We start from the raw sequence: 25,568 nt of genomic DNA, 5'->3' as shown, positions 1-25,568 counted from the left end.
TCAGGGTTGAAATAACTATTTATGACACAACATCTTCTAATCGGTTGGAATTTTTTCACAAGTTAACGGTCTATTAAAGTAAGGCCAAATAACTCCAAATTTTATGGAATGAATTTAGGTCGCAGAGCAGATTTTTTTTTGCTAGAATCGCGAGCCAATGTGTAATACGAGGTAACTATGAGCACAGATTTAAGCACACTGACATTAACTGTCCCGCAGACGGGAAGTATCGAAACTTACGTCCAGGCAGTAAGTAGTATTAATATGCTCAGCGCTGAAGACGAGCGTGGGCTAGCTGAACGTTTACAACAAGATGATGATTTACAAGCTGCTAGAAAGCTGATTATGTCGCACTTACGTTTTGTGGTACATATCGCAAAATCGTATTCTGGTTATGGTTTGCCGCAAGCTGATTTAATTCAAGAAGGCAACATTGGTTTGATGAAAGCCGTTAAACGTTTTGATCCAACCGTTGGTGTTCGCTTAGTTTCTTTTGCGGTGCACTGGATAAAAGCTGAGATACATGAATTTGTATTGAAGAACTGGCGTATCGTAAAAGTTGCCACTACTAAAGCCCAACGTAAGTTGTTTTTTAATCTACGCAAAAACAAGAAACGTCTTGGTTGGTTTACCCATGCAGAAGTACAAAATGTAGCAGAAACCTTGGGTGTAAGTACCAAAGAAGTGTTGCAAATGGAAGCTCGCATGAGCAGTCATGATCAGGCTTTCGATTTGTCTGCTGACGATGACGAAAGTGGTAGTTTTGCACCCGTACAATTTCTTGAAGATAAAACAACAGATGTAGAGTCCGATGTAATCAATGCTGATTGGGATTCTAATGCGTCTAGCAGATTGTATGCGGCGCTAAAAACACTTGACGATCGTAGCCAACATATCATCCAAACTCGTTGGCTGTCGGATGACAAAACGACCTTGCAAGACTTGGCAGATAAGTACCAAGTATCAGCAGAGCGGGTTCGTCAAATCGAAAAGAACGCAATGAAAAAGCTACAAAATTCAATGACTGCGTAATAATAAATTACTAATTAACAGTTACAAAAAAAGCGCGAATATCGCGCTTTTTTATTGTCCAAAATTCAATGATTCACTCATTCAGTCTTGGGTAATATCCAAAATACTCCAGAAAATTCAGCGACAGCACTATCACCATCTAAAATAGCGACATTCAGCTTAATTTGGCATTTTTTGTTCTTATCCAAAGGTTCAAGCTTGCCAGCCAGAGACTCAATATTACATAACGCTCTAGGCTGCATGGTTATAGGTTTATGGTAATGAATATTGCCATCACCTAATACGATTTCACCATCTAGTCCTTTTTCTTTGAGCTGCAAAAATATCATCCCCCAACCAGTCAATGTCGCCAGAGAAAAAATACTGCCGGCGAACATAGTGCCATGCAGATTGATATTTTTATTCAGTGATGCCCGCGTCTCAAGCGTACGCCCGGTATATTGGTGCAGTTTTATACCCATTTGTTCACTAATAGGAATGGTGTCATGCCAAGTACTTTGTAATAATTTACACCATTTGGGATGCAACAGAATACTACTTGGATCGGTGAGCTTTTTCACCATTTGCTGACGCTGTTGCTCTCCTAGTTCTTTGGGTGCTCCCTTTTGCGCTTTAAACCCCATGCTAGTAAACAGTGGGATTGATGCCTGAGTACTGTTGGTCACAATACGTATTGCACCTTCTGCTCTGGCTACCGCCTCTAAGGAGGCCACTAACATTTTAGCTAACCCTTTGCCTTGGTAAGCTTTTTCGACAGCAATATGACGTACCTGAGCTTCTTCAGCCGAATTCATATGCACTCGGCCAACTGCAATCACATCACCATCGGGATTACGCATCATCCGATGTTGACTCACTTGTTCGTATTCATCCTTCTCAGAGCCTTCAGGGAATTTCCATGGCTCTCTTAGCATTTTCCAACGAAATGCAAAATACTCAGTAAAATCTTGTTCACTCGATGGCGTATCAATTTTATACATCTAATCAAGGCTCCCTATGTATTTAGTTAGCTGAAGAAGCTTAACCACAACAAGCTATTAGAAACTATAAAACGGGCAGCGGCAAATTATACTTGTAGTTGAAAAGTAACAGGACCGTCATTCAGCAATGAAACCTGCATATCTGCAGCAAACTCTCCTGTTTGACAAGGCACTCCACTTGTTTGACAACATTCGACAAAATATTGGTATAACTCTTCGCCTAACTGGGCAGGCGCAGCACTTGAAAAACTCGGGCGATTACCACTTTGCGTATCCGCGACCAAGGTAAACTGTGAAACCACTAACAATTCACCTGCCACTTGTTGCACATTTAGATTCATTTTTCCTTGTTGATCAGAAAAAATACGGTAGTTCATGACTTTCTGACAGAGTTTTTGTGTCTTAACTTTATCATCGTTTTTTTCTACCCCTAACAACACCAAAATTCCTTGACCAATCTCGCTTATGGTCTGCCCTGCGACTTCAACTTTAGCCTGCTTTACTCTTTGGATTAGCGCAATCATTGTTGTCCCAACCAAAAGTTAGCCATAGACTGGCTGGCCGCACATAACGCCTGAGTAATCATTTTTTCAACTGCACTATGCCCAGATTCAGGCACGATATTGAGTCGACTATTTTGCCACTGTCGACTTAACGAATATGCCGCTTCAATTTTACATACACTGTCATAGCGACCGTGAATAAGAGTAGCGGGTAGATGTTGTATCTTGCCAATGTTATTCAAAATATGGTTTTCAGGGATAAAACAAGCATGTTTTATGTAATGACATTCCAACAAAGCCAAACTAATAGCTCGATGCACATCTGCAACCAACAGCTCTTCGTCAAGCTGACAATGTAAACGACTGATCCGAGCTTCCCACAGACACCATGCCTTGATGGCCGCCATTTTTTGCACTTCGTTATTGCTAGTGAATATTTGATAATAAGCATCAACAATCGAGACATTCTTAGGTTTGTTTTTAATTGGTGCTATGAAGTCCTGATAGTATTCTGGGAAAAGTTGTGCAGCGCCACCTGACGCTTCTAAATACCAAGTGTAATCTTGCTCTCTGGCTAGAAAAATTCCACGTAAGATAAGGCCAATTACACTCTCGGGTTGACGAATAGCCACCAGCAAAGCCAAAGTTGAGCCCCAAGAACCACCAAATAACACCCACTTGTTAATCCCGAGGTGTTGCTGTATCAAAAGTACATCGTCGACTAAAGCATGACTGTTGTTATTTTCAAGCTCTCCAAATGGTGTAGATTTACCACATCCTCTTTGGTCAAAACCTATTATCCAATATTTATCAGGGTCAAAAAATCTACGGTAATCTTCTCCAATTCCTGCGCCTGGGCCACCATGGATGTAAAGTACTGGTATGCCCTTAGGATTGCCGGTTTGTTCTAGATATAACGAATGACCATTAGATGTTCCTAACATTTCAGATGAAAAAGGTTGGATCGAGGGGAAAAATTGAGTCATATTAATTTACATATCCCATTTGTTAATTGTTCTTTAATGTTTTAATTTACTACTTAAACGTATCAAGATTTACTTTATTTTAACGGAGACAGAATATGTCAGGTCAAGGTTCAGGTGGCAATGTAATTGCCGCGATTTGCAATTTTTTTATTCCCGGCTTAGGCCAACTAGTACAAGGTAGAATTTTAGCAGCCATCATATTTTTTGTGTTGGTGAGTGTAAATTATGCTTTAGCAGCCACGGGAATTTTGTTTTTCATGGCTTTTTTTGGCTTTATTTTTCATATCTGGGCCATTATTGATGCCGCCCGTTATAAAGGTTAATTATGAAAAAACTAATATTAGTATCATTGATAATTTTCTTAGCTGGGTGCCAAAGTGCCTATTATGCAGCTTGGGAAAAAGTTGGTGTAGAAAAACGCGATATCTTGGTCGATAGGGTAGAAGACGCAAAAGATTCACAAGAAGATGCACAACAACAATTTAGCTCAGCACTAGACGAATTCAGCCAGTTAATAAACTTTAATGGAGGTGAATTACAAGACGTTTATGAGCAGCTCAAAGACCAGTTTGAAGCTAGTGAAGAATCTGCCAACACATTAACCAGCCGAATTGACAAAGTAGAGAGTGTTGCAGAAGCATTATTTGATGAATGGGAAGATGAACTGGAAAAGTATACTAACGTCAAACTTAAACGTGAGAGTCAAAAGCAACTAAAAGATACCCAAAGTCGCTATACTTCCTTAGTTCGCACTATGCGCAAAGCTGAGAGCACTATGGCTCCCATCTTATCTGCACTTAGAGATAACGTACTGTATTTAAAGCACAACCTAAACGCTAGTGCAGTAGGTGCACTACAAGGTGAGTTCAATGGAATTAAGAAGGAAATTAATCAATTGATTTTAGAAATGAATAAAGCGATATCTGAATCAAATAGCTTTATTTCTAGCATGAAAAGTTAACATTCATTAGAAGATGATGACGAATGATCTTCGCCATCATCTTCTGTAAATGTATCTTCCGATTCTTCGTTCAAAAACACCTCTAAAACATGAGTGACTTCTGCACCCACCAGCACCACGACCCAAGATAAATATACCCATACAAACAAAATAGGTATGACCGCTAACGCGCCATAAATAAGCTGATATGAAGGAAAACTTGTTACATAAACAGCAAACAGTTTTTTGCTTGCTTCAAACAAAACCGCCCCCACCAAAGCTCCACAAGCTGCATGTTTGGGTGAAATCTTTTTATTTGGCACCAACATATAAATAATAAAAAAGGCAAATACTGAGGTAATAAAAGGTAAGGTTTTTAACAAGGTAGTGGTTAGACCTGCGGTGTACTCCTCGGCATAATTGGCCAATCCCACTAGGTATGAACTCATTATAACGCTAGAGCCCATCAACAGCGGCCCTAAGGTCAGAACCATCCAATAAATTGCAAAGGTAAAAATAAGCGGTCGTTCGCTCTTAGATTGCCAAATACTGTTTAGGGTTTTATCAATGTTAGATATCAGCAATAAAGCAACAATAACCAGAGAAAGTATTCCAATAGCGCCCATACCCGATGCATTACCAACAAACTCAGCCATATAGGTTTGTACTTGGTCTCCAGCCGTAGGTACAAAACTATTAAAAATGAGTTCTTCTAAATCGCCTCTGACTTCCGCAAAAGCAGGAAAAGCGGACAGCATGGTAAAAAAAACCATGATGAAAGGGACCAGTGATAACAATGAGACATAGGCTAAATGCCCAGCAGAAACCGTTATTTTGTCTTTTTTACAATGGCCAAAAAACAGTAACAAAAATCGTTTTGTTACTGTCATGTTTTGTTGAAAATTTAGAATTCCCGTAAATTTAAGCTGCATTAACTTAAAATAACCTCAATAGCTCGTATTTGACTAGTCTGCTCTAACACCTAACATATGGCAAATTGCATAACTCAATTCGCTACGATTAAGTGTATAAAAATGAAATTTTCTCACCCCTTCCTTTGCCAATACTTTAACCATATCCATGGAAATATTGGCGCCCATCAAATTACGGGTCGTTTGGTCGTCTTTATCTAGGCCGTCATACATCTTATGTAACCATTGGGGTACATGAACGTTAGTAAAACCAGCAAAACGTTGTAAGGTTTGATAATTAGTCACTGGTAAGATACCCGGCACTATGTCCAAATCAATACCGGCCGCGGCGGCACGATCTCTAAAACGCAAAAAGACTTCAGCGTCGAAAAAAAACTGACTGATCGCTTCAGTAGCTCCGGCTTCGGCTTTACGCTTTAAATTAAGTAAATCAAATTGGCTGTTAGGCGCTTCTGGGTGTTTTTCAGGATAAGCGGCCACTGCAATTTCAAAGTCCGCCACCTCTTTTAGCAACGTCACTAAATCAGAAGCGTAAGACTGGGGTTTTTCAACTCCGTCTGGCAAATCACCACGTAATGCGACAATTTTCCTGATCCCGCTTTGCCAATAGTCCTTGGCAATTTCAATAAGTTCTTCTCGGGTTGCATCCACACAGGTCAAATGTGGTACGGCTTGAATGCCCGTTTCTGCCTGAATACGCTTCACCACATCATGGGTTCTGTCACGCTCGCCACTATTCGCGCCATAAGTCACAGACATATAAGACGGTTTAAGCGGCGCTAAGCGCTCTACAGACTTCCACAACGTTTGTTCCATTGATTCAGTCTTAGGTGGAAAAAATTCAAAAGATACATCAATTCCCTGCACCTCTGATAATGATTGATTTAATGCATCTATCCCTTGTGCGTAAGACGCCATGGGTAACTCCAAAAGTATTTAGCCGTTTAGACGTCTAAAATAAGCTTTGTACGCAAAGCCGTCAAGATGTTTAGAAGTCTATCATTGACCTTTTGCCCGTAATGTTTAGAATTTCGATGCATAAGAAAGACAAAAGAATATAAATATGGCAAATTCGACAAAATGGAACGGTGAATATATTCATCCCTACGCAGAACACGGTAAAAAAAGTGAGATGGTGAAAAAAGTCACAGTCTCGATCCCACTTAAAGTATTAAAAGTACTCACTGACGAGCGTACTCGCCGTCAGGTAAATAATTTGCGTCATGCAACTAATTCTGAATTATTGTGTGAAGCATTCTTACATGCTTTTACTGGCCAACCTTTACCTGATGATGAAGATTTAGAAAAAGACAATACCCAACTCATCCCCAAAGAAGCCAGAAAACTGATGATGGAAATGAGTATATCTAAAGAAAAAGAAGAAAAATAAATGCTAAAAAGTAAACCTTGAAGCAGAAGAATTCTTTCAAACCTTAGAGGTTACGGATTCACAGACATCTTATACCAATTGGTATAAAGAATTGCTTTCTCAGAAAACTTTATACCCATTGGTATTAGACATAATCGTATTTCCCACCTTTCTCTAAGGCGGCTTGATATGCGGGTCTTGCATGAACTTTTTCAACGAACTTGGTAATATTTGGGAAGTTTTTGGTATTACCTCGTGCTACAGCAGCCTCGAGTGGAAAACTCATTTGTATATCAGCCCCTGTTAACTCTTCACCTGAAAACCAAGAGTTATGGGCTAAATGGCTTTCAATATAATCCATGTTTTTGGCAATAATCGGCCCGTAATAAGACGCCATTAATTTATCAACAATTTTGTTAGCAATTATTTTAACAAAAAATGGTTTGGCATTGGTTCTTACCTTATCAAGTACCAACTTAGCCACTAAAGGCGGCATCAGAGTACCTTCAGCAAAGTGCAGCCAATAGGTATATTGCCTATGTACTTCATTACCACGCTGCGGGTCAACAAGCTGTCCCTCGGCGCTCTCTTTGTGATAAGTCCCGATTAAGTATTCAATTATTGCACCTGATTCAGCAATAGTGATATCTCCATCGGTTATGATTGGAGATTTACCTAAAGGATGGATTAGAGTCAGAGTATTAGGCGCGAGGTTAGTAACACTATCCCTTTGATAAGGTTTAACTTGGTATTCAAGATTAAGCTCTTCTAGCAACCACAAAATTCGTTGCGAGCGGGAGTTATTTAAGTGGTGGAGTATAATCATCTGACGTTCCTTAATAACAAATTTTAATGCTTTATACGCACTGACTTCTACTAAGACCACTTTTGTTTGAAAATCTGTATCTATTCGTAGTTTTTATTAGCGATTCAATCCCACCCGTTCCCCAGTTTCTATAACTTGCTGCTTCAGCCATTGCCACAATTGCGGATTAGCTTTTCCAATAGCTGCGTTTTTATGTAGGATCTGGCTAACTGAAACATTGTGGTCAATCCAACTTTGGCAGCCGTTATGGAGGTTCTGGAGCACCGGCATTAACCTGTCAATTGCCTTAGCGAATTGTGCTTCTGGTGTTTGTGCGTGTTCAAATTCAACCCACAATTTAAGATAAGCTTGCTCTTGCTCATCAGGCAAAATGGCAAAAATCCTTTTTGCCGACACTAACTCATTTTCATAATCATCATGATTAGCGTCATAAGCAAACTTATCACCGGTATCGATCTCGACTATGTCATGCAACAACAACATAGTGACAACCGTTAGTGGATCTGGATTTTGTTCTGCGTAAGGCAAAAGTGTTAACGCCAATAATGCAATTTGCCAACTATGTTCAGCGCTATTTTCATAACGTGATAATCCAACCGGTTTAATCTTACGCTCGACATTTTTTAATTTTTCAATTTCAACAATGAACCGCGTGATGGCTTGAAAATTTTCAGTCATTCATTACTCTTTGTAACAAGAAACAGTGATAGTCGTAGGGTAAATTGCATAACATCAGTCAGTTTATTTCCCTGCTGGATCTAAACTTGCAAAATATGCGGACAAATTATCAATATCTGTATCACTTAAGCCTGCGGCCATGGGTGCCATCACCATATTTTTGCGCTCTCCATCACGAAATGCCTTCATCTGTAAAACCAAATACTGCTCTTTCTGTCCAGCTAGGTTAGGATACATAGGGATCATGGAAATACCGTTATTGCCATGACAGGCTGCACAAACCGCAGATTTCGCTTTACCTGCTGCCACATCTGCGGCGAGTACGGGTTGAGACATAAGTCCACCTGCAACAAAAATAATGCTTAATATATTGATATGAATTTTTTTCATGTTTTATCCTTAGTCTTAAACCCAAAGGGGTGAGTAAATAATTAGTGTTAATACATAAGCGTATTATATGAGGTTAGTTCACTCTTTCGCTCAAGAACTTACTGCACTGGGTAGTGAAGTCAAGCCAATTAAATTGGTGAATTCACGATTAGCGGTATTTAATCATAATCTTGCAGCAGAATTAAATCTACCTTTTGAATGGCAACTTGAGGCCGATTTGTTCAAAGCTCTGTATGCTGACAACGGCGTATTGAATAAATGTACTGTGGCGCAAAAATATGGCGGGCATCAATTTGGACACTGGAATCCTGAACTAGGTGATGGCCGTGGGCTATTGTTAGCAGAAGTTATTGATGAGCAAAATCAACCATGGGATTTACATCTCAAAGGAGCAGGACCCACTCCTTATTCAAGGTTTGCTGACGGGCGCGCAGTTTTACGCTCCACCATAAGAGAATATTTAGCCAGTGAAGCTTTGCATTACCTAGGTATTCCTACTTCACGGGCTTTATGTTTGATTACCAGTGACGAACCTGTATATCGTGAAAAACAAGAACAAGCGGCTAAGATGATCCGTGTTTGTCAAAGTCATTTACGTTTTGGCCACTTCGAATACTTTTATCACAGTAAACAACCTCAGAAACTACAAAACTTATTTGATTATTGTTTTAAGTATCACTTCAAAGAATGCACCAAGGCCGACTCTCCTTACTTAGCAATGCTTGAGAAAATTGTGCATGACACAGCCAAGTTAATTGCAAAATGGCAAGCTTTTGGTTTTAACCATGGTGTAATGAATACAGATAACATGTCAATTCATGGCATTACCTTCGACTATGGGCCTTATGCATTTTTAGATGATTTTGAACCCACTTTTATCTGCAACCACTCTGATCCTCAAGGTAGATACTCCTTCGATAGTCAGCCGGGAGTAGGATTATGGAACCTAAACGCTTTAGCGCAAGCCTTTACTCCTTACTTAGAAATAGAACAGATAAAACAAGCTCTTAGTAATTATGAACCCACCTTGCTAAAAGAATATTCAAGACTCATGCATAACAAATTAGGACTGTTGCCTGGATCATCAAATGGCGAAGCCAACACTCATATTATCAATACATGGTTGGACATTTTAGCGGTGGAAAAAAAGGACTATTCAGCAACGTTCAGACAGCTAAGTCAGTTTGACATCTTTAGTGATAATCAATCATTACGGGATCAGTTTATTAATCGTGAGAGATTTGATGAATGGGCAAAACACTATACTTTAGCGTTAATGGAACAAGGCATCAGCCAAACACTACGACAAGCAAAGATGCGTCGACACAACCCACATATATTATTGCGCAATTATTTAACTCAACAAGTGATTGATCGAGCAGAAGAGGGGAACTTTGATATGTTTCACCAATTTATTGCTGCTTTGAAAAAACCATACGAAGAAATTGAGGAATACCAAAAATTCTCTGCTCCTCCTCCCGATTGGGGAAAACAATTGGAAATATCCTGTAGTAGCTAAGTTTATTATTCTTGAGTTCGCACAGATATTTTTGCAAAAATAGTAGTAATAAAGTGCAATATGCGCCAACGTATATTACCCGTCATATTTACAGAGCAACCATGAAATCACACTATTCAATTGGTATAATATTATGTTTTTTAAGTGCTTTTTGGCACTCAAATAATATCGCATCAGAGCAAGTAGTGATATCAAAGCACAACTCCCATGTAAACTTACTAAGCCAAATTGACTGGTTAATCGCTGATAAGCGAACGCAATTATCTGACATCCAAAATTTACAAGATTGGCAACCTAGCTATAAACCTAATCAAGTAAACCAAGATAAAAGCCTATGGGGGAAATTCAACATTGTGTTTGATGCTCCTAATGAGGAACAGTACTTTTTGACTATTGGCAATCCTCACTTAGATTATGTTGATGTTTTTTTACTAGATGAAAAAGGTCGAATTTTAGGCTCCTACCTAATGGGTGGCAATCGAGATTTTGCAAAACGTGCATTTAGTCACCGATTATTTCTTACCCCAATAAGTGCAGAACAACAAGCGGTTACGGTTTTTTTAAGAATTAACGACGATGGCCCATTAGTCTTTTCTGTCGACCTAGACAAGCAATCATCATTGCTCGAAAGAGAGCAATTACTTGTAGCAATTATTGGTTTTATTAGTGGTGGCCTTGCTTTGCTGGCCTGCTATTTTTTGATTACTTATATATTTATGCGCAGCCCAGTGCGTTTTTGGTTTGCACTTTCCAGTGCAACTTTTTTATTATTGTTTTTAAACACTAAGGGCGTTTTAGGTCAATTAACGGGGATCACTGCCTACATATCCAATCTCAGCTGTGCATTGTTTGGGTTATTATTATTAACTTCGGCAAAAGTCATCTTTGCAATATTAGAAGAGGTCCCTACTGTTTGGCGCTATGCTTTATATAGTTTCGGGTTTATTACTCTGGGCATGGCTTTTTCCACAGATAGCGGACAACAGATAATATTTGCGGTGCTGATGGCGGCTTTATCTGGCTCACTTATCACTATACTTGGTTTTTTCTATCATAAACCCGACAAAAAAATTGCTAACTTGATTTGTTTATTGGGACTAACCTGCATTGCATTAAGTGGCTTTGGTCAGGTGACATTATTCTTATCTGGTATCCCATTAACTCAGAAGATATCTCTGCTGTTAGCAGTGTTAATCATACTAGGCATTATGCTAATCGCACTGGCGATTGAAGCTCATGAACGTGTGTTGACCTACCGTCGCAACATACAACAACAACTAGCCATTACAGATCTTCAACACTTTTACGACTTATTTAAAAATTCTGCAGAAGGGTTATATACCTCAAGTGTGGACGGTCAGCTCAAAAGCGTTAATCCTGCTATGTGCACTCTATTTGGTTATACCGACGAAGCTGAAATGTTACGTGAGATAAAAAATGCGTCGCAGTTTTATGCCAACCCCCAAGACCGCGCGATTATGCTGGGAGAAATACATAAAGGCGATAAAGTCATTGGCAAAGAAATAAAAGGCGTGCGCAAAGATGGTAGTGAATTTTGGTTTGCAATCTCAGGCCAAATCAAACGAGAACACGATAAACAGTATTTGTATGGCTCCATATCAGATGTCACTGAGCGCAAGCAGTCAAATATTAGTTTGGAGTATCTAGCCACACACGATTCACTCACAGGAGTCTACAACAGGCGTGAATTTGAACGTCGACTTCAAAGCGGTTTAGTTAATGCGCAAAATCAAAATAGTGATCTAACCCTACTTTACATGGACTTAGACCAGTTTAAGGTGGTGAACGATACCTGTGGGCACAAAGCAGGCGACTTATTAATCAAACAACTATCACAAAAATTAGATGCAGTAGTGATGGATAAAGGTATTTTAGCGAGACTTGGAGGTGATGAGTTTGGTGTATTACTTGAAGGTGATAATGCGCAAATGGCCTACTTGCTGGCTAACAAACTACTGAATGCAGTACAAGAATTTCGTTTTGTTTGGGAAAATCGGATCTTCACCTTAGGCATTAGTATTGGACAAGTGCCTTGGCAGCCTAATATCAATTCCCCAGAGCAATTATTAAGCATGGCTGATGCAGCCTGTTATTTAGCCAAAGAACGTGGCCGTAATCAAGTACATACTTATTCTAGTGAAGACAAACATATGCAGCGTTATGAGTCTGAAATGTCTTGGGTAACTCATATCAATCATGCCCTGCAACACGACAGTTTTGAATTGTATTACCAACATTATCAAGCACTAAGCCAACGTTCTGAAGGACATCATTATGAAATATTGCTCAGAATGCGAGATCAGGAAGGCAATATTGTCGCTCCTGGAGCTTTTTTACCTTCTGCCGAACGCTTTAACCTCACCGCAAAAATAGATCGCTGGGTTATAGAAAATTACTTTAGTTGGTTAGACAACAATCCCCAACATAACGCGGAACTGACACGAGTCAGTATTAATTTAAGTGGCCACTCTTTAGCCGATAAAGAGCTCAAATTATTTGTTTTAAATGCCTTTGAAAAACATAAAATTCCTTATAAAAAAGTGTGTTTTGAAATCACTGAAAGCATGGCCATTTTAAAGATGGATGAAACATTAGAGTTTATAAATACTTTCCACAAATTAGGCTGTTTGTTTGCCTTAGATGATTTTGGTAGTGGATTTTCTTCCTACAACTATTTAAAAAACCTGCCTGTTGATCAAGTCAAAATAGATGGTAGTTTTGTAAAAGATATATTGGTTGATCCTGTAGATATGGCCATGGTCAATTCCATTAAAGACGTGGCTAAAGCCATGGGAATGGAAACAGTCGCCGAGTTTGTTGAATCAACTGAAATAATGGTAGAACTAGGTAAAATGGGGGTTGATTTTGCCCAAGGATATGGTGTTGCTAAACCTCATGCGTTGACTGATTTTATTCAACTTAGATAATTATACCCAAACCACCTAAAAATACACATTTTGAGGTGGTTTGAGTATATCAGCTATTGTAAAAGCCTAAATCATTCCCATATACTCAAATACTTCCGGATAAGATATGTACTTAAATTTGCATGTTCAAGTACCCCGTAAATGGGCAAATAGCTTACAACTTTCCCTTTAATTAAGTACGTTTTACAAATATGAAGCCTAAATTAGATCAGTATCAATATGTTAGTTCTGCCAAATTACCCACTCATTGGGGTAAATTTCACATCCATGGTTTTATTGATAATGTACTAGGGCAAGAACATGTCGCCCTTTCATACGGTAAATGGGACATAGATGATATCGTGCCTATTCGTATTCATTCTGAATGCCTTACTGGTGATGCATTGTTTAGTACCCGATGTGACTGTGGTGCTCAACTAGAAAAGGCCTTGCAAAATATAGTTCAGCAGGGCAAAGGTGTACTCTTATATCTGCGTCAGGAAGGCAGAGGCATTGGTTTGCTAAACAAAATTCGCGCCTACCGTCTACAAGATGAAGGCATGGATACTGTTGAAGCAAATGAGCACTTAGGTTTTGATGCTGATATTAGAGATTATGGTATCTGTAAGTTGATTTTAGATAAATTGAACGTTAAAAATGTCAACCTTATGACCAATAACCCAAAGAAAAGTTTAGCTTTAACCAATATGGGTATTAACGTGGCACAACGTACTCCTATTGATCATGGAATAACCGATGACAATAGAAGTTACATTCGTACTAAAACAGAAAAGTTAGGCCATCAGTTCGATAAAGATTTGCTTAAATAACCTGAATTCGGATTAAATACCACTGCGCATTCAGCCATGGTTAAGACTAACAAAGGTATAACCTAATCTACAGTCTTAAGTGCGACCTCCATTTTTTGGTCACACTGGGATTTTCGATTACAGAAGGAAAGGGTTATGCGAAGTCAAACCAAGTACCTATTCATTTATTTATGTGTTGTTTGCCTATTGATAGGCAACCTTATACAAATTGCCCAAGCGCAGCAGGTTGTAGACTCAGACGCCTCTGAAGTTGTTGAGATTGACCAAGCACAACTTGATCAAATGTTAGCGCCTATTGCTCTATACCCTGATACCTTACTCTCACACATTTTGGTGGCCGCAACCTACCCTTTAGAGGTGATCCAAGCCGCACGTTGGCGAGCCACAAATAAAGATCTAGATGAACAACAAGCCCTTGATGCGGTAGAGGACAAAGATTGGGATCCCAGTGTTAAGGCTTTGGTACCTTTTAACGACTTATTACAGACACTCAGCGAAGATTTAGACTGGTTACAAGCCTTAGGTAGCGCTTTTTTAGTGAACGAAGAACAATTGTTAGCTAGCGTCCAAAACTTACGCCAAAAAGCTTACCAACAAGGTAATTTGACAAACAATGACTATGTGAACGTTGCACAAGAAAACGATGAAATCGTAATAGAAACCGTGCATAAAGAAGTTATTTACGTACCTTACTATGATACCCGTGTTGTTTATGGTGACTGGTGGTGGCATAACTACCAACCACTTTTTTGGCATAGACCTAGTCATTACGTTTTCAATTCAGGCTTCTATTGGAGTATTGGTTTCAATATGCGCCCAAACTTTTATTTTGGTGGTTTTAATTGGCGTAACCGCCATGTAGTGGCTAATTATGACTACCGTAGCCACGCCAATAGACGCTGGTCTAATAATCGCCAAGTTGTTCGAGTCACAGAATATCCTCGTTGGAGCCATAACCAACACCATAGACGTGGTGTGCAATACCGGGTTAATGGGCAGAATATTGTACGTCATATCAATGTCGGAAATAATAATATTAAGAGCAACAAACACTATCAACAAATTGATAAACAGAGAGTGTTAAATGTAAGTGATTATGCTAGAAAAGATCACAAACGTAATGCGGTACAAGTTAAACAGCACTTAACTCAACGTTCGACATCGGAACGTCATATTAAAACGAATAAGAGCAGCAATCGGGTAACTAACAAACAGCGGGTTATCGAACAGCACCAGAGCCCAAATCAACACAAACAAAAGCTGAAAAATGGTTATCAAGCTAACAAAACAGCTAAGTTTGATTCAGTGCAAAGGAATAGTGAGAAATCACAGAAGCATTCATCACAAAGAACACAAAATAATACCCAGAAACGCTCTACGGTTAACACTCAAAATAGTGCCAGAACTTACAATTCGAATCATAAAAGTAGTTATAAAAGTAATAGCCATCGCGCCAGTTCAAATAAACAAAATAAGTCCAGGCCGATAAAAGTTCACCGTCAAAGTAAGAGTAAAGATAAACAAAGATAATCCACTATTGAAAACGTTAAATGGCCTAAGTTATTATTCTTAATAATATAAAAATAATAACCTAGGCGTTTTGTGCGAATAGAAATAGATAAACTAACCCACCCCAAAGTAGCTAAACTATTGCAACAACATTTAGACGATATGTACGCCACTTCACCAGTTGAAAGTGTCCATGCCTTGGATCTAGACAAACTTCGCAAAACGGATATCACCTTCTGGACTGCTTGGCGACAACAAGAGCTATTAGGTTGTGGTGCTTTAAAAACCCTATCCCCGCAACATGCTGAAATCAAATCGATGCGCACGGCTCGCCAGCATTTACGTCAGGGTGTAGCAGCTCGGATACTCGAACATATTATCCAGCAAGCAAAAACACGTGATTTAAAACGTTTAAGTTTAGAGACAGGCTCCCAACCTTTTTTTCAACCTGCAATTGCACTGTACAAGAGTTACGGTTTTGAGTTTTGTGAGCCCTTTGCAAACTATAAAACCGACCCCAATAGTAAATTTATGACATTGTTATTAGAAAGGGTCTGTTGAGCTTTCATATGTCGCCGAGACTGAAGTCATTTATTTGGATACCGAGGCGCTCATTTTGAAGTTTAGTCATCCTAAACGAAAGATGAGGAACGAAGATAGGCGAATAAATGGCTCAGCCCGTAGGGTTTTCCTCGAAACGCCCTCACTCGGCGTTAAAACCAGTTTATTTGGATGCCCAAAATTCACAGGTTTTGCCTTGATTGAGAACATTTCGAAGAAAATCTCGACGACATATGAAAGTTCAACAGACCCAAGTCACTAACTTTGTTAAAATACTCAACATCCTAAGGTAGTATAAGTTACACAGCAAATGAATTTTAAAGGTAGCCATATTTTGTCGGTCAGTCAGTTTGATCGCGACGCAATTGAGCGAGTATTTAATGTCGCCCATCAAATGTTGCCTTACGCCAAACGGCAAAAGCGTACAACAGTGTTAAATGGCGCTATTTTAGGCAATTTGTTCTTCGAGCCGAGTACCCGCACCAGAGTCAGTTTTGGTACCGCATTTAATTTGTTAGGCGGTGAAGTACGTGAAACTACAGGGCTGAGTAACTCTGCTTTAGCTAAGGGTGAATCTTTATACGACACGGCACGAGTGCTAAGTGGTTATTCAGATATTATTGCAATGCGTCACCCTGACTCAGGATCTGTGGCTGAATTTGCACAAGGCAGTCGAATTCCTGTTATCAATGGTGGTGATGGTGCTAATGAACACCCTACTCAAGCATTATTAGACTTGTACACTATCCAAAAAGAACTACTCGATCATGGCAGTAGCATCGATGGTATGCATATCGCCATGATTGGTGATTTAAAGTACGGCAGAACTGTACATTCGTTGTCTAAATTATTGTGTTTATTTAACAATGTGCGTTTTACTTTGATATCACCTAAAGAATTAGCCATGCCCACCTATATTATCGATGCAATTGAAAATGCAGGGCATAAATACACCATTACCCATCAATTTGAAGGCAGTGTAGACGCAGATATTTGTTACCAGACACGGATCCAGGAAGAACGTTTTCCCTCCCAGGAAGAAGCGAATCAATATCGAGGGAAATTTCGCTTAAATCAGCAAATTTACACTAAACATTTTCAATCTAAAACGGTAATAATGCATCCACTACCCAGGGACTCGCGGGCAGAGGCCAACGAACTAGACAACGATTTGAATCTTAATCCTAATCTCGCTATTTTCCGCCAAACCGATAATGGTGTATTAGTACGCATGGCATTGTTTGCCATGACCCTTGGGGTCGAAAATATTGTTACCCAGTTTGATCGTGAAGTGCTCTGGCACGTAAACAGTTAGACTGCTAATTAAAAGCAAATAAATTCATTTAATAAAAAGAAGTCATTATGCAAAAATCAAAAAGCCTTTTCGCTCGCGCCAAGCAACATATCCCTGGCGGCGTCAATTCACCCGTTCGAGCTTTCAAAGCCGTAGGTGGTACACCTCCTTTTATCAGCAAAGCTGATGGCCCTTATATTTTTGATGTAGATGGCAAACGTTATATCGATTACGTGCAATCCTGGGGACCCATGGTGTTAGGCCACAACAATCCTAAAATTCGTCAGGCTGTGATTGATGCCGCAGCTAATGGATTAAGTTTTGGTGCACCGACTGAAGCAGAAGTGATCATGGCTGAAAAAGTCAGTGAACTAGTTCCCTCAATGCAAGTGTTACGTATGGTGAATTCAGGTACAGAAGCCACCATGAGCGCCATACGTTTAGCGCGAGGTTTTACCAATCGCGATAAAATTTTAAAATTTGAAGGTTGTTACCATGGTCATGCCGATGCGTTACTCGTAAAAGCAGGGTCTGGTGCACTCACGTTTGGCGTGCCTAGCTCACCAGGAATCCCAGCTGATTATGCTAAACATACCCTTACAGTGGAATACAATAACCTTGATTCAGTAGCTAATGCCTTTAAGCAACATCCTGAAGATATTGCTTGTATCATTGTTGAACCCGTCGCAGGTAATATGAACTGTATTCCCCCAGTTGATGGTTTTTTGCAGGGTCTTAGAGATATTTGTGACCAATACGGCGCGCTGCTTATTTTTGATGAGGTCATGACGGGGTTTCGTGTGGCAAGAGGCGGAGCCCAAGAAAAATACAATATCAAACCAGATCTCACATGTTTAGGTAAAGTAATAGGTGGTGGCATGCCAGTAGGCGCATTTGGTGGCAGAGCTGAAATCATGAGGCATATTTCCCCAGACGGCCCGGTATATCAAGCAGGCACATTGTCGGGAAATCCCGTTGCTATGGCAGCTGGTTTGGCATCCTTATGCGAAATCGAGCAAGTTGACTTATACGAACAACTTGCAAAAACCACGCAAACCTTAGCTGAAGGATTTAAAAAACTGGCGAACAAACATGGAATTCCGATGTCTGTTAACTACGCCGGCAGTATGTTTGGTCTGTTTTTTACCGACGTAGAGCGCGTCACCAATTACCAACAAGCCATTAGTTGCAATACCGAACAATTTAACCATTTCTATCATGGTATGTTAGAAAATGGCGTGTACTTAGCCCCTGCATCCTATGAAGCCGGTTTTGTATCTGCAGCACATAGTGATGAAATTGTGCAACAAACATTAGTAATAGCAGATAAAGTATTGGCTAATGTCGCAGCTCGCTGCAGTTAAAAATTATGAAATGAATAATAACTCGTTAGTTATAAAGAGATAAAATACACCTAATGCTTGAGCAAGTATTACAACCATTACCGCTGTTTTTATTAGCTATTATTGCACTCTACACAATAGTGTTAGTTGTGCTTCTTAAAAAAACAGCGGGTCTAACTGGTAGTACTTCAAGCAAGATCAAAAAAATACAACAATCTCAAAGTGAAGCAACACTACAACATTATAAAAACAAAGCCGACGAAGCCATGCGTTTAAACCAAACTTTTCGTAAGTTTGTACCTAAACAATTTGTTGATCACTTCGCCAAACATGGCTCAGAAACCTTAGAACTTGGCCGCGCAGACGAAGACGAACTGGCTATTTTATTTTCAGACATTCGTGGTTTTACTAGCTTATCCGAACAAATGAGCCCTCAAGAATTAATGAATTTTTTAAATTCCTATTTCTTGCGAATGAATGAACCCATTCATAAAAATAATGGTTTTATTGATAAATTTATCGGCGACGCTGTGATGGCGTTATTTGATAGACCTGCAGGCTCTAATACTGACAAAGCCCAAGACGCGATCCGTGCCGCACTCGATTTACGTTATGCAATTAACCTTTATAATGAACATCGAGCAAACTGTAATTACCCACCAGTAAATATTGGTATTGGCATCCATTTTGGCCCAGTGATTATTGGTACAGTTGGTTCAGATGACAGAATGGACACAACGGTAATAGGTGACAGCGTCAACATTGCCTATCGACTTGAAGCCCTAGCGCCTAAATACAATACCGACATCGTCATTAGCGCCCAGACTCTGCATCAAGCAGAAGCTAAAGGCTTGTTCGAATATCGCTTACTCGATTGGGTAAGAGTTAAAGGCAGAAAAGCCCCGATTGAAGTATATGAAATTATCGATCATCAAGACACAAACGTAAAACAATTGAAGTTAGCTAACGCTAAATTAATTGAACAAGGTTTGGATTATAGAAAACAACAAAACTGGCAACAAGCTATCATCCATTTCCAGCAAGCTCTGGATATGTACCCAGAAGACAGCCTCGCTATTCATCACCTCGAACAATGTGCCAAGTTACAACATTCAGCATTAGCCGATGATTGGGATGGTTCAATATTATTGTTGTAAATGCATTCCGGTTTTTTAAAGAGGGTCAGTGTTAAATAGCGCCTCAGGGATCGTTAATCAAAATCTTATCAAATCACTTTCAGCTGCGACCACAATTCACGCCAGCGTTTTACCTTTTCAGTTTTATCTAAGGTTTTAGGCGAAACAGTTAAACCACCCTGCAAGTTATCAAATTCATCTAACAGTCTGGCATTTAGACTGCCTATAGAAGCATCTTCGTCAATATAACCAACACCTACAACTGTTTGGAATTTTGCACAAAGTAAAAACTTAGCTTGCTCTGAGCCTTGTATTTCATGGCTCAGTGGCGTTTTAGATATAAAGGTAATCTGACTATGGGGATCAGATAAATATTCAATTCCTCGTTGCATACAATAATCGCAGTCACACTTACGTGACCTACAACGGCTTATCGCATCAGGGCTAGAAAAGTGAATAACTACTTTTCCACAGCTACATTTCCCAGAATATTGATACATAAGGTTAAGTGAACTTAGTCTTTAGCTTGTTGTTTGATAAAAGTAACTGATGGCGCAAAAAACGCCCCGCCAGTTTCGGCTGTAGTATAGTCGAGTAACTTATCGTAATTACCTTCTTCATCACCAACAACCCTACTTTGCAGTTGTTTAGCAAAAGGTTGTGGGCTATTCGCGCAAGATACAAAATATAATCCCTGAGTAGACATGTCTCCATAAGGCATATTCTGTGTCAGCATACCTCCACTTTGGCTGGCTAATTGAACACGTGCAGTATGGGAGTCCGAGACTAAATCGGCGCCATCTAGTGTTGTGTTATCGGTTTTCTTGCGACCAATGATCTGTTGTTGTTTAGCAACGGGCAATAACTGCCACTTTTGCATATTGTGCTGGTATCTTTGGATATGCACATAACTTCCGCCAGTAAAATCAGGGTCATCGTCACCTACTATAGCAACATTAAATTTCTGCATGCCTCTTGGATTTTCAGCACCATCAACAAATCCGGTTAGATCTCTGCCGTCTAAATATCTAAATCCTCTGACCTCTTCATATAAATCTACGTGAGGCTTTAACAATTGAATAATCTCAACACCAATAGCATGGCAAATATCAATACGATCAGCCTTAACTAGGATAAATAAATCACCAGGTGAGTTTGGAGAATTGCGATCTTCACAATGTATATTTGGAAAGGGTGCAAGTTCTCTGGGGATAATATTTGGATACAGTTCGTACCAATAATCGGTGCCTATGGCGAGCACACCAGACACCATAGCCTCGTAATATTCATCATCGAAATGAGACAATAAATCCAAAATTCGCACTAATTTGACGCGTATCGCTTGAGGGTCGTCGTCAACCACAGTAAAAGTCAAAAACAAACCATGTAAGTTAGGTTCTGCGCAGATGCCTTTTTGAGCTTGAGTCATAGTGCTAAAACCATAACAGCGCTATTGGTACTCAAAAATAAGAATATTCGCATTTTTTAAATTCCCCAGTAATAGACTTCAAAACCCGCATAGTGTATCGATTTTTAATGTGCTGCTATGACCTGTTACATCAGCCGCAATCATATTTTATCGTTTGCACTTTTATTACCTAAAAACCCGCCGCTTGCCCGTCTTTACGACTTTCTGACGCACCGTAATATACCCCTGTTTTGGGATCGCGCATAATAGCTTGATAACCACCATATGAACCCACTACATCCCGCAGTATATGACCTTTTTTAGTTAGCTCTCTTCTGACTTTAGAATCAAAACCTGACTCTAGGCTAACATAACCTCCGTCGGTCATTAACTCACCTGTAGGTTGGCTAGAACCAGAATGTAACATACGGGGCGCATCACCGGCTTCTTGCAAATTCATCCCAAAATCTATCAAATTCACCACAATTTGTGCATGTATTTGTGGCTGAGTTCCGCCGCCCATCACCCCGAAACTGACCCAAGGTTGACCATTACGGGTAATAAAAGCTGGGATAATAGTATGGAATGGTCGTTTATTAGGCGCATAAACATTAAAATGCCCTTTTTGTAAACTAAACAACTCACCTCTGTCCTGCAGCATAAAACCTAAACCTGTGGGTGTCATACCCGATCCCATACCACGATAGTTGCTTTGAATAAGGGACACCATATTGCCGTCTTTATCAGCGGTGGTGAGATAAATGGTATCTCCTTGATTTAACCCCGCATCAATACGTTTAGCTGCTTTATTATTGTCGATTAACTTTCGGCGCTGCTGGGCATACTTTTTAGAAGTTAACCAATCTACCGGAATATCGTTAAAGGCAGGATCCGCGTAATACTTGGCACGGTCTTCAAAAGCCAGTTTTTTAGCTTCGACGAAAGTGTGGATATATTGTTCTGAGCCAAACCCCATGCCCTCAACATCAAACTGTTCCAAAACATTCAGAATTTGCAGAGCAGCAATGCCCTGACCGTTAGGTGGTAATTCCCAAACATCATATCCTTTGTAATTAGTTGAGACTGGTTCAACCCACTCAGAGGTATGGCTGGCTAAGTCTTCATAACTTAAAAAGCCTCCTTGTTCTTTCATATAAGCTGCTATTGAGCGAGCAATATCTCCTTTGTAAAAAACATCCCGCCCACCGGTGGCAATTTTTTCATAAGTAACCGCTAAGCCTTTATTTTTAAATATCTGGCCTTTAGTTGGCGTCTTGCCATTAGGCATATAGGTTTCTTTAAAGCCTGCAAACTTACTTAGTTTAGGCGCACTTCGCTGCATGTAATAAGCAATTAGTTCGCTAACAGGAAAACCCTTTTTAGCATATTCAATACTAGGGGAAAGAATGCTGGTCATGGGTAAACTACCAAACTTAGCATGTAACTCAAACCAACCATCAACTGCACCGGGGACAGATACGGGTAAAGGCCCATGGGAAGGAATACTGTCTAGTCCTTGTAACTTAAAGTGCTCTAATGTCAGGGATTGTGGTGAGCGGCCCGAGGCATTAAGCCCATATAATTTCTGAGTTTTAGCATCCCATACAATAGCAAACAAATCCCCTCCTATGCCACTGCCAGTTGGCTCAACTAGCCCTAACATAGCATTGGCTGCAATGGCTGCATCTATAGCATTTCCACCTTGCCTGAGAATTTCCAAACCAACCTGAGTAGCCAAAGGTTGACTGGTTGCAACCATGGCATTTTGTGCTATCACTTCAGAACGAGAAGCAAAAGGTTCACCCGTTATTCGGTCATAAGCATAACTTTGAGAGCTAGTTAAACCCCAAATTACCAGACTCATTAATATAGATATTTTCATTGGCCACAATATGAAGGTTAACAGTGTTATTAGGATACTCTGATTTTGCTGTTCAATGCACTGACTTATACCAATCCGTATTAAACCCTGCAGAGTAAGACCTATAAAAAAGCCCCGCAAATGCGGGGCTAATAATTATCTAATCAATAAGTTAACTAAACGTCTTTATTACAACTAACTTATCTCTTCACTCATCTATCAATGACGAATGGTTGAGTACTTTACTTAGTGAAGTCAGGGTAAGCTTCTAAACCACACTCACTTATATCTACACCTTCGTACTCTTCTTCTTCAGTAACACGAATACCAATTACTGCTTTGATGATTGCCCAAACAATAAAGCTAGTACCAAACACCCATACAAAGATAGTAGCGGCACCAATCAACTGACCACTAAAAGTAGACCCATCGTTGGTCACTGGCACAAGTAGCAATCCTAATAGACCCACTACACCATGAACTGAAATGGCGCCAACTGGATCATCAATCTTAGCTTTATCAAGAGCAATAATGCTAAGCACAACGAAGATACCACCTAAAGCGCCAAACAAAGTTGCCTGCAAAGGTGAAGGAGTTGAAGGTTCAGCTGTAATAGCCACTAAACCGGCCAAAGCACCATTTAATGCCATAGTTAAGTCAGCTTTCTTAAATAAGATGTGGGCTAACATAAGCGCAGCAACTAGGCCACCAGCAGCAGCGGCATTAGTATTCATAAATACCACAGCAACGCTATTTGCACTTTCAACACTAGCAGTAGCTAAAACAGAACCGCCATTGAAACCGAACCACCCCATCCATAAGATAAATGTACCTAAGGTTGCCAAAGGTAAGTTAGCACCTGGTATAGCATGAGCTTTACCATCGGCTGTATATTTACCTTTACGAGCACCTAGTAATATCACACCAGCTAAAGCTGCTGACGCACCAGCCATATGCACTATGCCTGAGCCTGCAAAGTCAGAGAAGCCAAGGTCGCCTAGGGTGTATAAACCAAATACAGATTCGCCGCCCCACGTCCAAGCACCTTCCATAGGATAGATAAAGCCAGTAAGAACAACAGCAAAGGCTAAGAAAGCCCAGAGTTTCATACGCTCAGCAACCGCTCCTGAAACAATAGACATAGCAGTAGCTACGAATACCACTTGGAAGAAAAAGTCAGCAGATGGAGCATAAGTAGCTGGTTCCGCTACCCCTGTTGCGCCATCAGCAGTGATGCCACTTAGGAATAACGTAAAATCACCACCGCCATACATGATTGAATAACCACAAACCATGTACATGATGCAAGCAATCGCATACAAAGCGACGTTTTTAGTTAAAATTTCGGTAGTGTTTTTAGCGCGAACTAGACCCGCTTCGAGCATAGTAAAACCAGCGGCCATCCACATGACTAACGCACCGCATATCAAAAAGTAAAAAGTATCTAGGGCATAGCCCAATTCAAAAGTAATTTCCACGGTTCCTCTCCTAAAATCTAAATGGCTTCGCCATCTGTTTCGCCAGTACGAATACGAACGGCATGCTCTAAGTCATACACAAATACTTTACCGTCACCAATTTTGCCGGTTTTAGCAGCGCCAACAATGGCTTCAACTAAACGCTCGACGTGGTCGTCTTGCACGGCAACTTCAAGTTTCACTTTTGGTAAAAAGTCCACTTGATATTCCGCGCCACGATATAATTCGGTATGACCTTTTTGACGGCCAAAGCCTTTCACTTCGGTAACAGTCAAACCATCGATTCCGATTTCAGAGATTGCTTCGCGCACATCATCAAGCTTGAAAGGCTTAATGATCGCAGTAACTAATTTCATGGTGTAGCTCCCAGTTTATTGTTATGTGTTGTCAGTAATTGATAGAACTACAACAAGTCCCATGCCATATTTTTTTATCAACAAAATCAACATCTTAACAAGTCACGACTACTAATTACTGCATTTGGCTGCGTTTTTTTGGTGCAAAAGGTAATAATGGGATCAAGTTGGTGCATGTATTCAAAATGGGGCTTTGCTCAATACACAGTCTCAGCTTGAAAGAAAGATATCAGTGCGACATACTCAATTTTGGCTTACTCTTCAACTACACATTCGATGGATAATATACAAAAAATGCAATACCACATTTCCATTACAGAAAACATTGCTTGCATTACTCTTGAGGGCAATCTGAACTCATTAGACTTGATGTTTATGTTCCAAAGCAAAGAGTACAAAAGTGTCATCAGTCAATATAAAAAAATCCTAATTGACTACACCAATATCTCGGGAATATCGTTAACCACTGAGGATGTAGTTGCAATAACAATGCTTGGGAAGATGGATTTAGAAAATATTGGTAAAGTCACTATTGTGGTAGCGGTTAATGAGAACGAACATGATGTGATGGAAAAAGTCACTAAAAGTATATTTTCTGATAGCCAGTCCGAAGTACTTGTTACTGACTCTAGAAGTAGTGCCTTGAAAATACTGCATTTGTCCTAACTACTCCCACTCACCGTTATTGAATTTTGGTATCATTGCTATTT

The 25,568-nt window shown here is 39.9% G+C and carries 26 protein-coding genes; 13 read left to right on the top strand and 13 right to left on the bottom strand.

All coding sequences use genetic code 11. From position 1 onward, the window contains the following. Positions 1-177: 177 nt before the first annotated feature. A complete protein-coding gene (gene rpoH / locus GARC_RS17380) occupies positions 178-1,032 on the top strand; it encodes an RNA polymerase sigma factor RpoH (RefSeq protein ID WP_039989960.1) in 855 nt (284 codons plus the stop codon). Positions 1,033-1,109: 77 nt separating this feature from the next. Here the strand turns inward: rpoH and GARC_RS17375 are convergent, their stop codons facing one another. The 3 genes from GARC_RS17375 to pip form a co-directional block, all read right to left on the bottom strand. Beyond that, positions 1,110-2,012, bottom strand: coding sequence for a bifunctional GNAT family N-acetyltransferase/hotdog fold thioesterase (locus tag GARC_RS17375; protein ID WP_007622600.1), 903 nt, complete (start codon positions 2,010-2,012; stop codon positions 1,110-1,112). Positions 2,013-2,098: 86 nt separating this feature from the next. After that, positions 2,099-2,536, bottom strand: a complete 438-nt coding sequence (gene dtd, locus GARC_RS17370; protein WP_007622599.1) for a D-aminoacyl-tRNA deacylase — start codon at positions 2,534-2,536, stop codon at positions 2,099-2,101. Continuing rightward, complete coding sequence (pip, locus tag GARC_RS17365) at positions 2,533-3,501, bottom strand: prolyl aminopeptidase (RefSeq protein WP_007622598.1); 969 nt, start codon at positions 3,499-3,501, stop codon at positions 2,533-2,535. Before pip ends, dtd begins: the two co-directional genes overlap by 4 nt. Before the next feature lie 95 nt (positions 3,502-3,596). Between pip and GARC_RS17360 the strand changes: the two genes are divergently transcribed. Continuing rightward, positions 3,597-3,824, top strand: coding sequence for a hypothetical protein (locus tag GARC_RS17360; protein ID WP_007622597.1), 228 nt, complete (start codon positions 3,597-3,599; stop codon positions 3,822-3,824). 2 nt (positions 3,825-3,826) lie between these two features. Beyond that, positions 3,827-4,462: a DUF2959 domain-containing protein gene (locus tag GARC_RS17355; protein ID WP_007622596.1), complete on the top strand. Its 636-nt coding sequence runs from the start codon at positions 3,827-3,829 to the stop codon at positions 4,460-4,462. Here the strand turns inward: GARC_RS17355 and GARC_RS17350 are convergent. Beyond that, on the bottom strand, positions 4,459-5,331 hold the full coding sequence (locus tag GARC_RS17350) for a virulence factor BrkB family protein (protein WP_226989216.1): 873 nt from the start codon (positions 5,329-5,331) through the stop codon (positions 4,459-4,461). The genes GARC_RS17355 and GARC_RS17350 overlap by 4 nt on opposite strands. 75 nt (positions 5,332-5,406) lie before the next feature. Further along, on the bottom strand, positions 5,407-6,291 hold the full coding sequence (gene metF / locus GARC_RS17345) for a methylenetetrahydrofolate reductase (protein WP_007622593.1): 885 nt from the start codon (positions 6,289-6,291) through the stop codon (positions 5,407-5,409). Between the two features lie 145 nt (positions 6,292-6,436). Here metF and metJ point away from each other — a divergent pair, with 145 nt between their 5' ends. After that, complete coding sequence (gene metJ / locus GARC_RS17340; protein ID WP_007622583.1) at positions 6,437-6,763, top strand: met regulon transcriptional regulator MetJ; 327 nt, start codon at positions 6,437-6,439, stop codon at positions 6,761-6,763. Between the two features lie 124 nt (positions 6,764-6,887). Here metJ and GARC_RS17335 read toward each other — a convergent pair whose 3' ends face one another. The 3 genes from GARC_RS17335 to GARC_RS17325 form a co-directional block, all read right to left on the bottom strand. Further along, positions 6,888-7,568: a glutathione S-transferase gene (locus GARC_RS17335; protein ID WP_007622582.1), complete on the bottom strand. Its 681-nt coding sequence runs from the start codon at positions 7,566-7,568 to the stop codon at positions 6,888-6,890. A gap of 96 nt (positions 7,569-7,664) precedes the next feature. Beyond that, the gene (locus GARC_RS17330) at positions 7,665-8,246 is read right to left on the bottom strand and encodes an HD domain-containing protein (RefSeq protein WP_007622581.1); all 582 of its coding nucleotides are present in this window, start codon (positions 8,244-8,246) and stop codon (positions 7,665-7,667) included. 63 nt (positions 8,247-8,309) lie between these two features. Beyond that, on the bottom strand, positions 8,310-8,636 hold the full coding sequence (locus GARC_RS17325; protein WP_007622580.1) for a c-type cytochrome: 327 nt from the start codon (positions 8,634-8,636) through the stop codon (positions 8,310-8,312). Between the two features lie 67 nt (positions 8,637-8,703). Between GARC_RS17325 and GARC_RS17320 the strand changes: the two genes are divergently transcribed. The 8 genes from GARC_RS17320 to GARC_RS17285 all read left to right on the top strand — a co-directional run bounded on the left by GARC_RS17320 (position 8,704) and on the right by GARC_RS17285 (position 19,776). Then, on the top strand, positions 8,704-10,155 hold the full coding sequence (locus GARC_RS17320) for a protein adenylyltransferase SelO (protein ID WP_007622579.1): 1,452 nt from the start codon (positions 8,704-8,706) through the stop codon (positions 10,153-10,155). Between the two features lie 101 nt (positions 10,156-10,256). Next, on the top strand, positions 10,257-13,103 hold the full coding sequence (locus GARC_RS17315; RefSeq protein ID WP_007622574.1) for an EAL domain-containing protein: 2,847 nt from the start codon (positions 10,257-10,259) through the stop codon (positions 13,101-13,103). A 191-nt stretch (positions 13,104-13,294) separates the two neighbouring features. After that, complete coding sequence (gene ribA / locus GARC_RS17310; RefSeq protein WP_007622572.1) at positions 13,295-13,912, top strand: GTP cyclohydrolase II; 618 nt, start codon at positions 13,295-13,297, stop codon at positions 13,910-13,912. A 135-nt stretch (positions 13,913-14,047) separates the two neighbouring features. After that, entirely contained in the window at positions 14,048-15,442 is a 1,395-nt protein-coding gene (locus GARC_RS17305) for a DUF3300 domain-containing protein (protein ID WP_007622571.1), read from the top strand. A 72-nt stretch (positions 15,443-15,514) separates the two neighbouring features. After that, a complete protein-coding gene (locus tag GARC_RS17300; protein WP_007622568.1) occupies positions 15,515-15,982 on the top strand; it encodes a GNAT family N-acetyltransferase in 468 nt (155 codons plus the stop codon). 310 nt (positions 15,983-16,292) lie between these two features. Further along, a complete protein-coding gene (locus tag GARC_RS17295) occupies positions 16,293-17,297 on the top strand; it encodes an aspartate carbamoyltransferase (RefSeq protein ID WP_007622567.1) in 1,005 nt (334 codons plus the stop codon). Positions 17,298-17,344: 47 nt separating this feature from the next. Beyond that, positions 17,345-18,640, top strand: a complete 1,296-nt coding sequence (gene hemL, locus GARC_RS17290) for a glutamate-1-semialdehyde 2,1-aminomutase (protein WP_007622566.1) — start codon at positions 17,345-17,347, stop codon at positions 18,638-18,640. A 53-nt stretch (positions 18,641-18,693) separates the two neighbouring features. Further along, entirely contained in the window at positions 18,694-19,776 is a 1,083-nt protein-coding gene (locus tag GARC_RS17285) for an adenylate/guanylate cyclase domain-containing protein (protein ID WP_007622565.1), read from the top strand. A 68-nt stretch (positions 19,777-19,844) separates the two neighbouring features. On the opposite strand, the gene GARC_RS17280 is transcribed toward GARC_RS17285, so the two are convergent. The 5 genes from GARC_RS17280 to glnK all read right to left on the bottom strand — a co-directional run bounded on the left by GARC_RS17280 (position 19,845) and on the right by glnK (position 24,858). Then, a complete protein-coding gene (locus GARC_RS17280) occupies positions 19,845-20,147 on the bottom strand; it encodes a hypothetical protein (protein ID WP_007622564.1) in 303 nt (100 codons plus the stop codon). Between the two features lie 122 nt (positions 20,148-20,269). Next, a complete protein-coding gene (locus GARC_RS17275; RefSeq protein ID WP_007622563.1) occupies positions 20,270-21,184 on the bottom strand; it encodes a Dyp-type peroxidase in 915 nt (304 codons plus the stop codon). A 169-nt stretch (positions 21,185-21,353) separates the two neighbouring features. Further along, entirely contained in the window at positions 21,354-23,045 is a 1,692-nt protein-coding gene (gene ggt, locus GARC_RS17270) for a gamma-glutamyltransferase (protein WP_039989958.1), read from the bottom strand. A 221-nt stretch (positions 23,046-23,266) separates the two neighbouring features. Next, positions 23,267-24,502: an ammonium transporter gene (locus tag GARC_RS17265; RefSeq protein WP_007622554.1), complete on the bottom strand. Its 1,236-nt coding sequence runs from the start codon at positions 24,500-24,502 to the stop codon at positions 23,267-23,269. 17 nt (positions 24,503-24,519) lie between these two features. Beyond that, positions 24,520-24,858, bottom strand: coding sequence for a P-II family nitrogen regulator (gene glnK, locus GARC_RS17260; protein ID WP_007622553.1), 339 nt, complete (start codon positions 24,856-24,858; stop codon positions 24,520-24,522). 294 nt (positions 24,859-25,152) lie between these two features. Here glnK and GARC_RS17255 point away from each other — a divergent pair, with 294 nt between their 5' ends. Next, positions 25,153-25,524, top strand: a complete 372-nt coding sequence (locus GARC_RS17255; protein ID WP_007622552.1) for a hypothetical protein — start codon at positions 25,153-25,155, stop codon at positions 25,522-25,524. The last annotated feature ends 44 nt before the right edge of the window (positions 25,525-25,568 follow it).

The sequence above is a fragment of the Paraglaciecola arctica BSs20135 genome, from assembly GCF_000314995.1.
Lineage (GTDB): Bacteria > Pseudomonadota > Gammaproteobacteria > Enterobacterales > Alteromonadaceae > Paraglaciecola > Paraglaciecola arctica.
This window is presented reverse-complemented; position numbering and strand designations above follow the sequence as displayed.

Coding starts and splice junctions, on each gene's coding strand:
- GARC_RS17280 (WP_007622564.1), bottom strand. CDS start 20,147: ATGCAACGAGGAATTGAATATTTATCTGATCCCCATAGTCAGATTACC.
- GARC_RS17275 (WP_007622563.1), bottom strand. CDS start 21,184: ATGACTCAAGCTCAAAAAGGCATCTGCGCAGAACCTAACTTACATGGT.
- metJ (WP_007622583.1), top strand. CDS start 6,437: ATGGCAAATTCGACAAAATGGAACGGTGAATATATTCATCCCTACGCA.
- GARC_RS17325 (WP_007622580.1), bottom strand. CDS start 8,636: ATGAAAAAAATTCATATCAATATATTAAGCATTATTTTTGTTGCAGGT.
- pip (WP_007622598.1), bottom strand. CDS start 3,501: ATGACTCAATTTTTCCCCTCGATCCAACCTTTTTCATCTGAAATGTTA.
- GARC_RS17330 (WP_007622581.1), bottom strand. CDS start 8,246: ATGACTGAAAATTTTCAAGCCATCACGCGGTTCATTGTTGAAATTGAA.
- rpoH (WP_039989960.1), top strand. CDS start 178: ATGAGCACAGATTTAAGCACACTGACATTAACTGTCCCGCAGACGGGA.
- GARC_RS17335 (WP_007622582.1), bottom strand. CDS start 7,568: ATGATTATACTCCACCACTTAAATAACTCCCGCTCGCAACGAATTTTG.
- GARC_RS17315 (WP_007622574.1), top strand. CDS start 10,257: ATGAAATCACACTATTCAATTGGTATAATATTATGTTTTTTAAGTGCT.
- GARC_RS17285 (WP_007622565.1), top strand. CDS start 18,694: ATGCTTGAGCAAGTATTACAACCATTACCGCTGTTTTTATTAGCTATT.
- GARC_RS17375 (WP_007622600.1), bottom strand. CDS start 2,012: ATGTATAAAATTGATACGCCATCGAGTGAACAAGATTTTACTGAGTAT.
- GARC_RS17360 (WP_007622597.1), top strand. CDS start 3,597: ATGTCAGGTCAAGGTTCAGGTGGCAATGTAATTGCCGCGATTTGCAAT.
- GARC_RS17320 (WP_007622579.1), top strand. CDS start 8,704: ATGAGGTTAGTTCACTCTTTCGCTCAAGAACTTACTGCACTGGGTAGT.
- metF (WP_007622593.1), bottom strand. CDS start 6,291: ATGGCGTCTTACGCACAAGGGATAGATGCATTAAATCAATCATTATCA.
- GARC_RS17305 (WP_007622571.1), top strand. CDS start 14,048: ATGCGAAGTCAAACCAAGTACCTATTCATTTATTTATGTGTTGTTTGC.
- hemL (WP_007622566.1), top strand. CDS start 17,345: ATGCAAAAATCAAAAAGCCTTTTCGCTCGCGCCAAGCAACATATCCCT.
- GARC_RS17350 (WP_226989216.1), bottom strand. CDS start 5,331: ATGACAGTAACAAAACGATTTTTGTTACTGTTTTTTGGCCATTGTAAA.
- GARC_RS17255 (WP_007622552.1), top strand. CDS start 25,153: ATGCAATACCACATTTCCATTACAGAAAACATTGCTTGCATTACTCTT.
- GARC_RS17355 (WP_007622596.1), top strand. CDS start 3,827: ATGAAAAAACTAATATTAGTATCATTGATAATTTTCTTAGCTGGGTGC.
- GARC_RS17295 (WP_007622567.1), top strand. CDS start 16,293: ATGAATTTTAAAGGTAGCCATATTTTGTCGGTCAGTCAGTTTGATCGC.
- ribA (WP_007622572.1), top strand. CDS start 13,295: ATGAAGCCTAAATTAGATCAGTATCAATATGTTAGTTCTGCCAAATTA.
- ggt (WP_039989958.1), bottom strand. CDS start 23,045: ATGAAAATATCTATATTAATGAGTCTGGTAATTTGGGGTTTAACTAGC.
- glnK (WP_007622553.1), bottom strand. CDS start 24,858: ATGAAATTAGTTACTGCGATCATTAAGCCTTTCAAGCTTGATGATGTG.
- dtd (WP_007622599.1), bottom strand. CDS start 2,536: ATGATTGCGCTAATCCAAAGAGTAAAGCAGGCTAAAGTTGAAGTCGCA.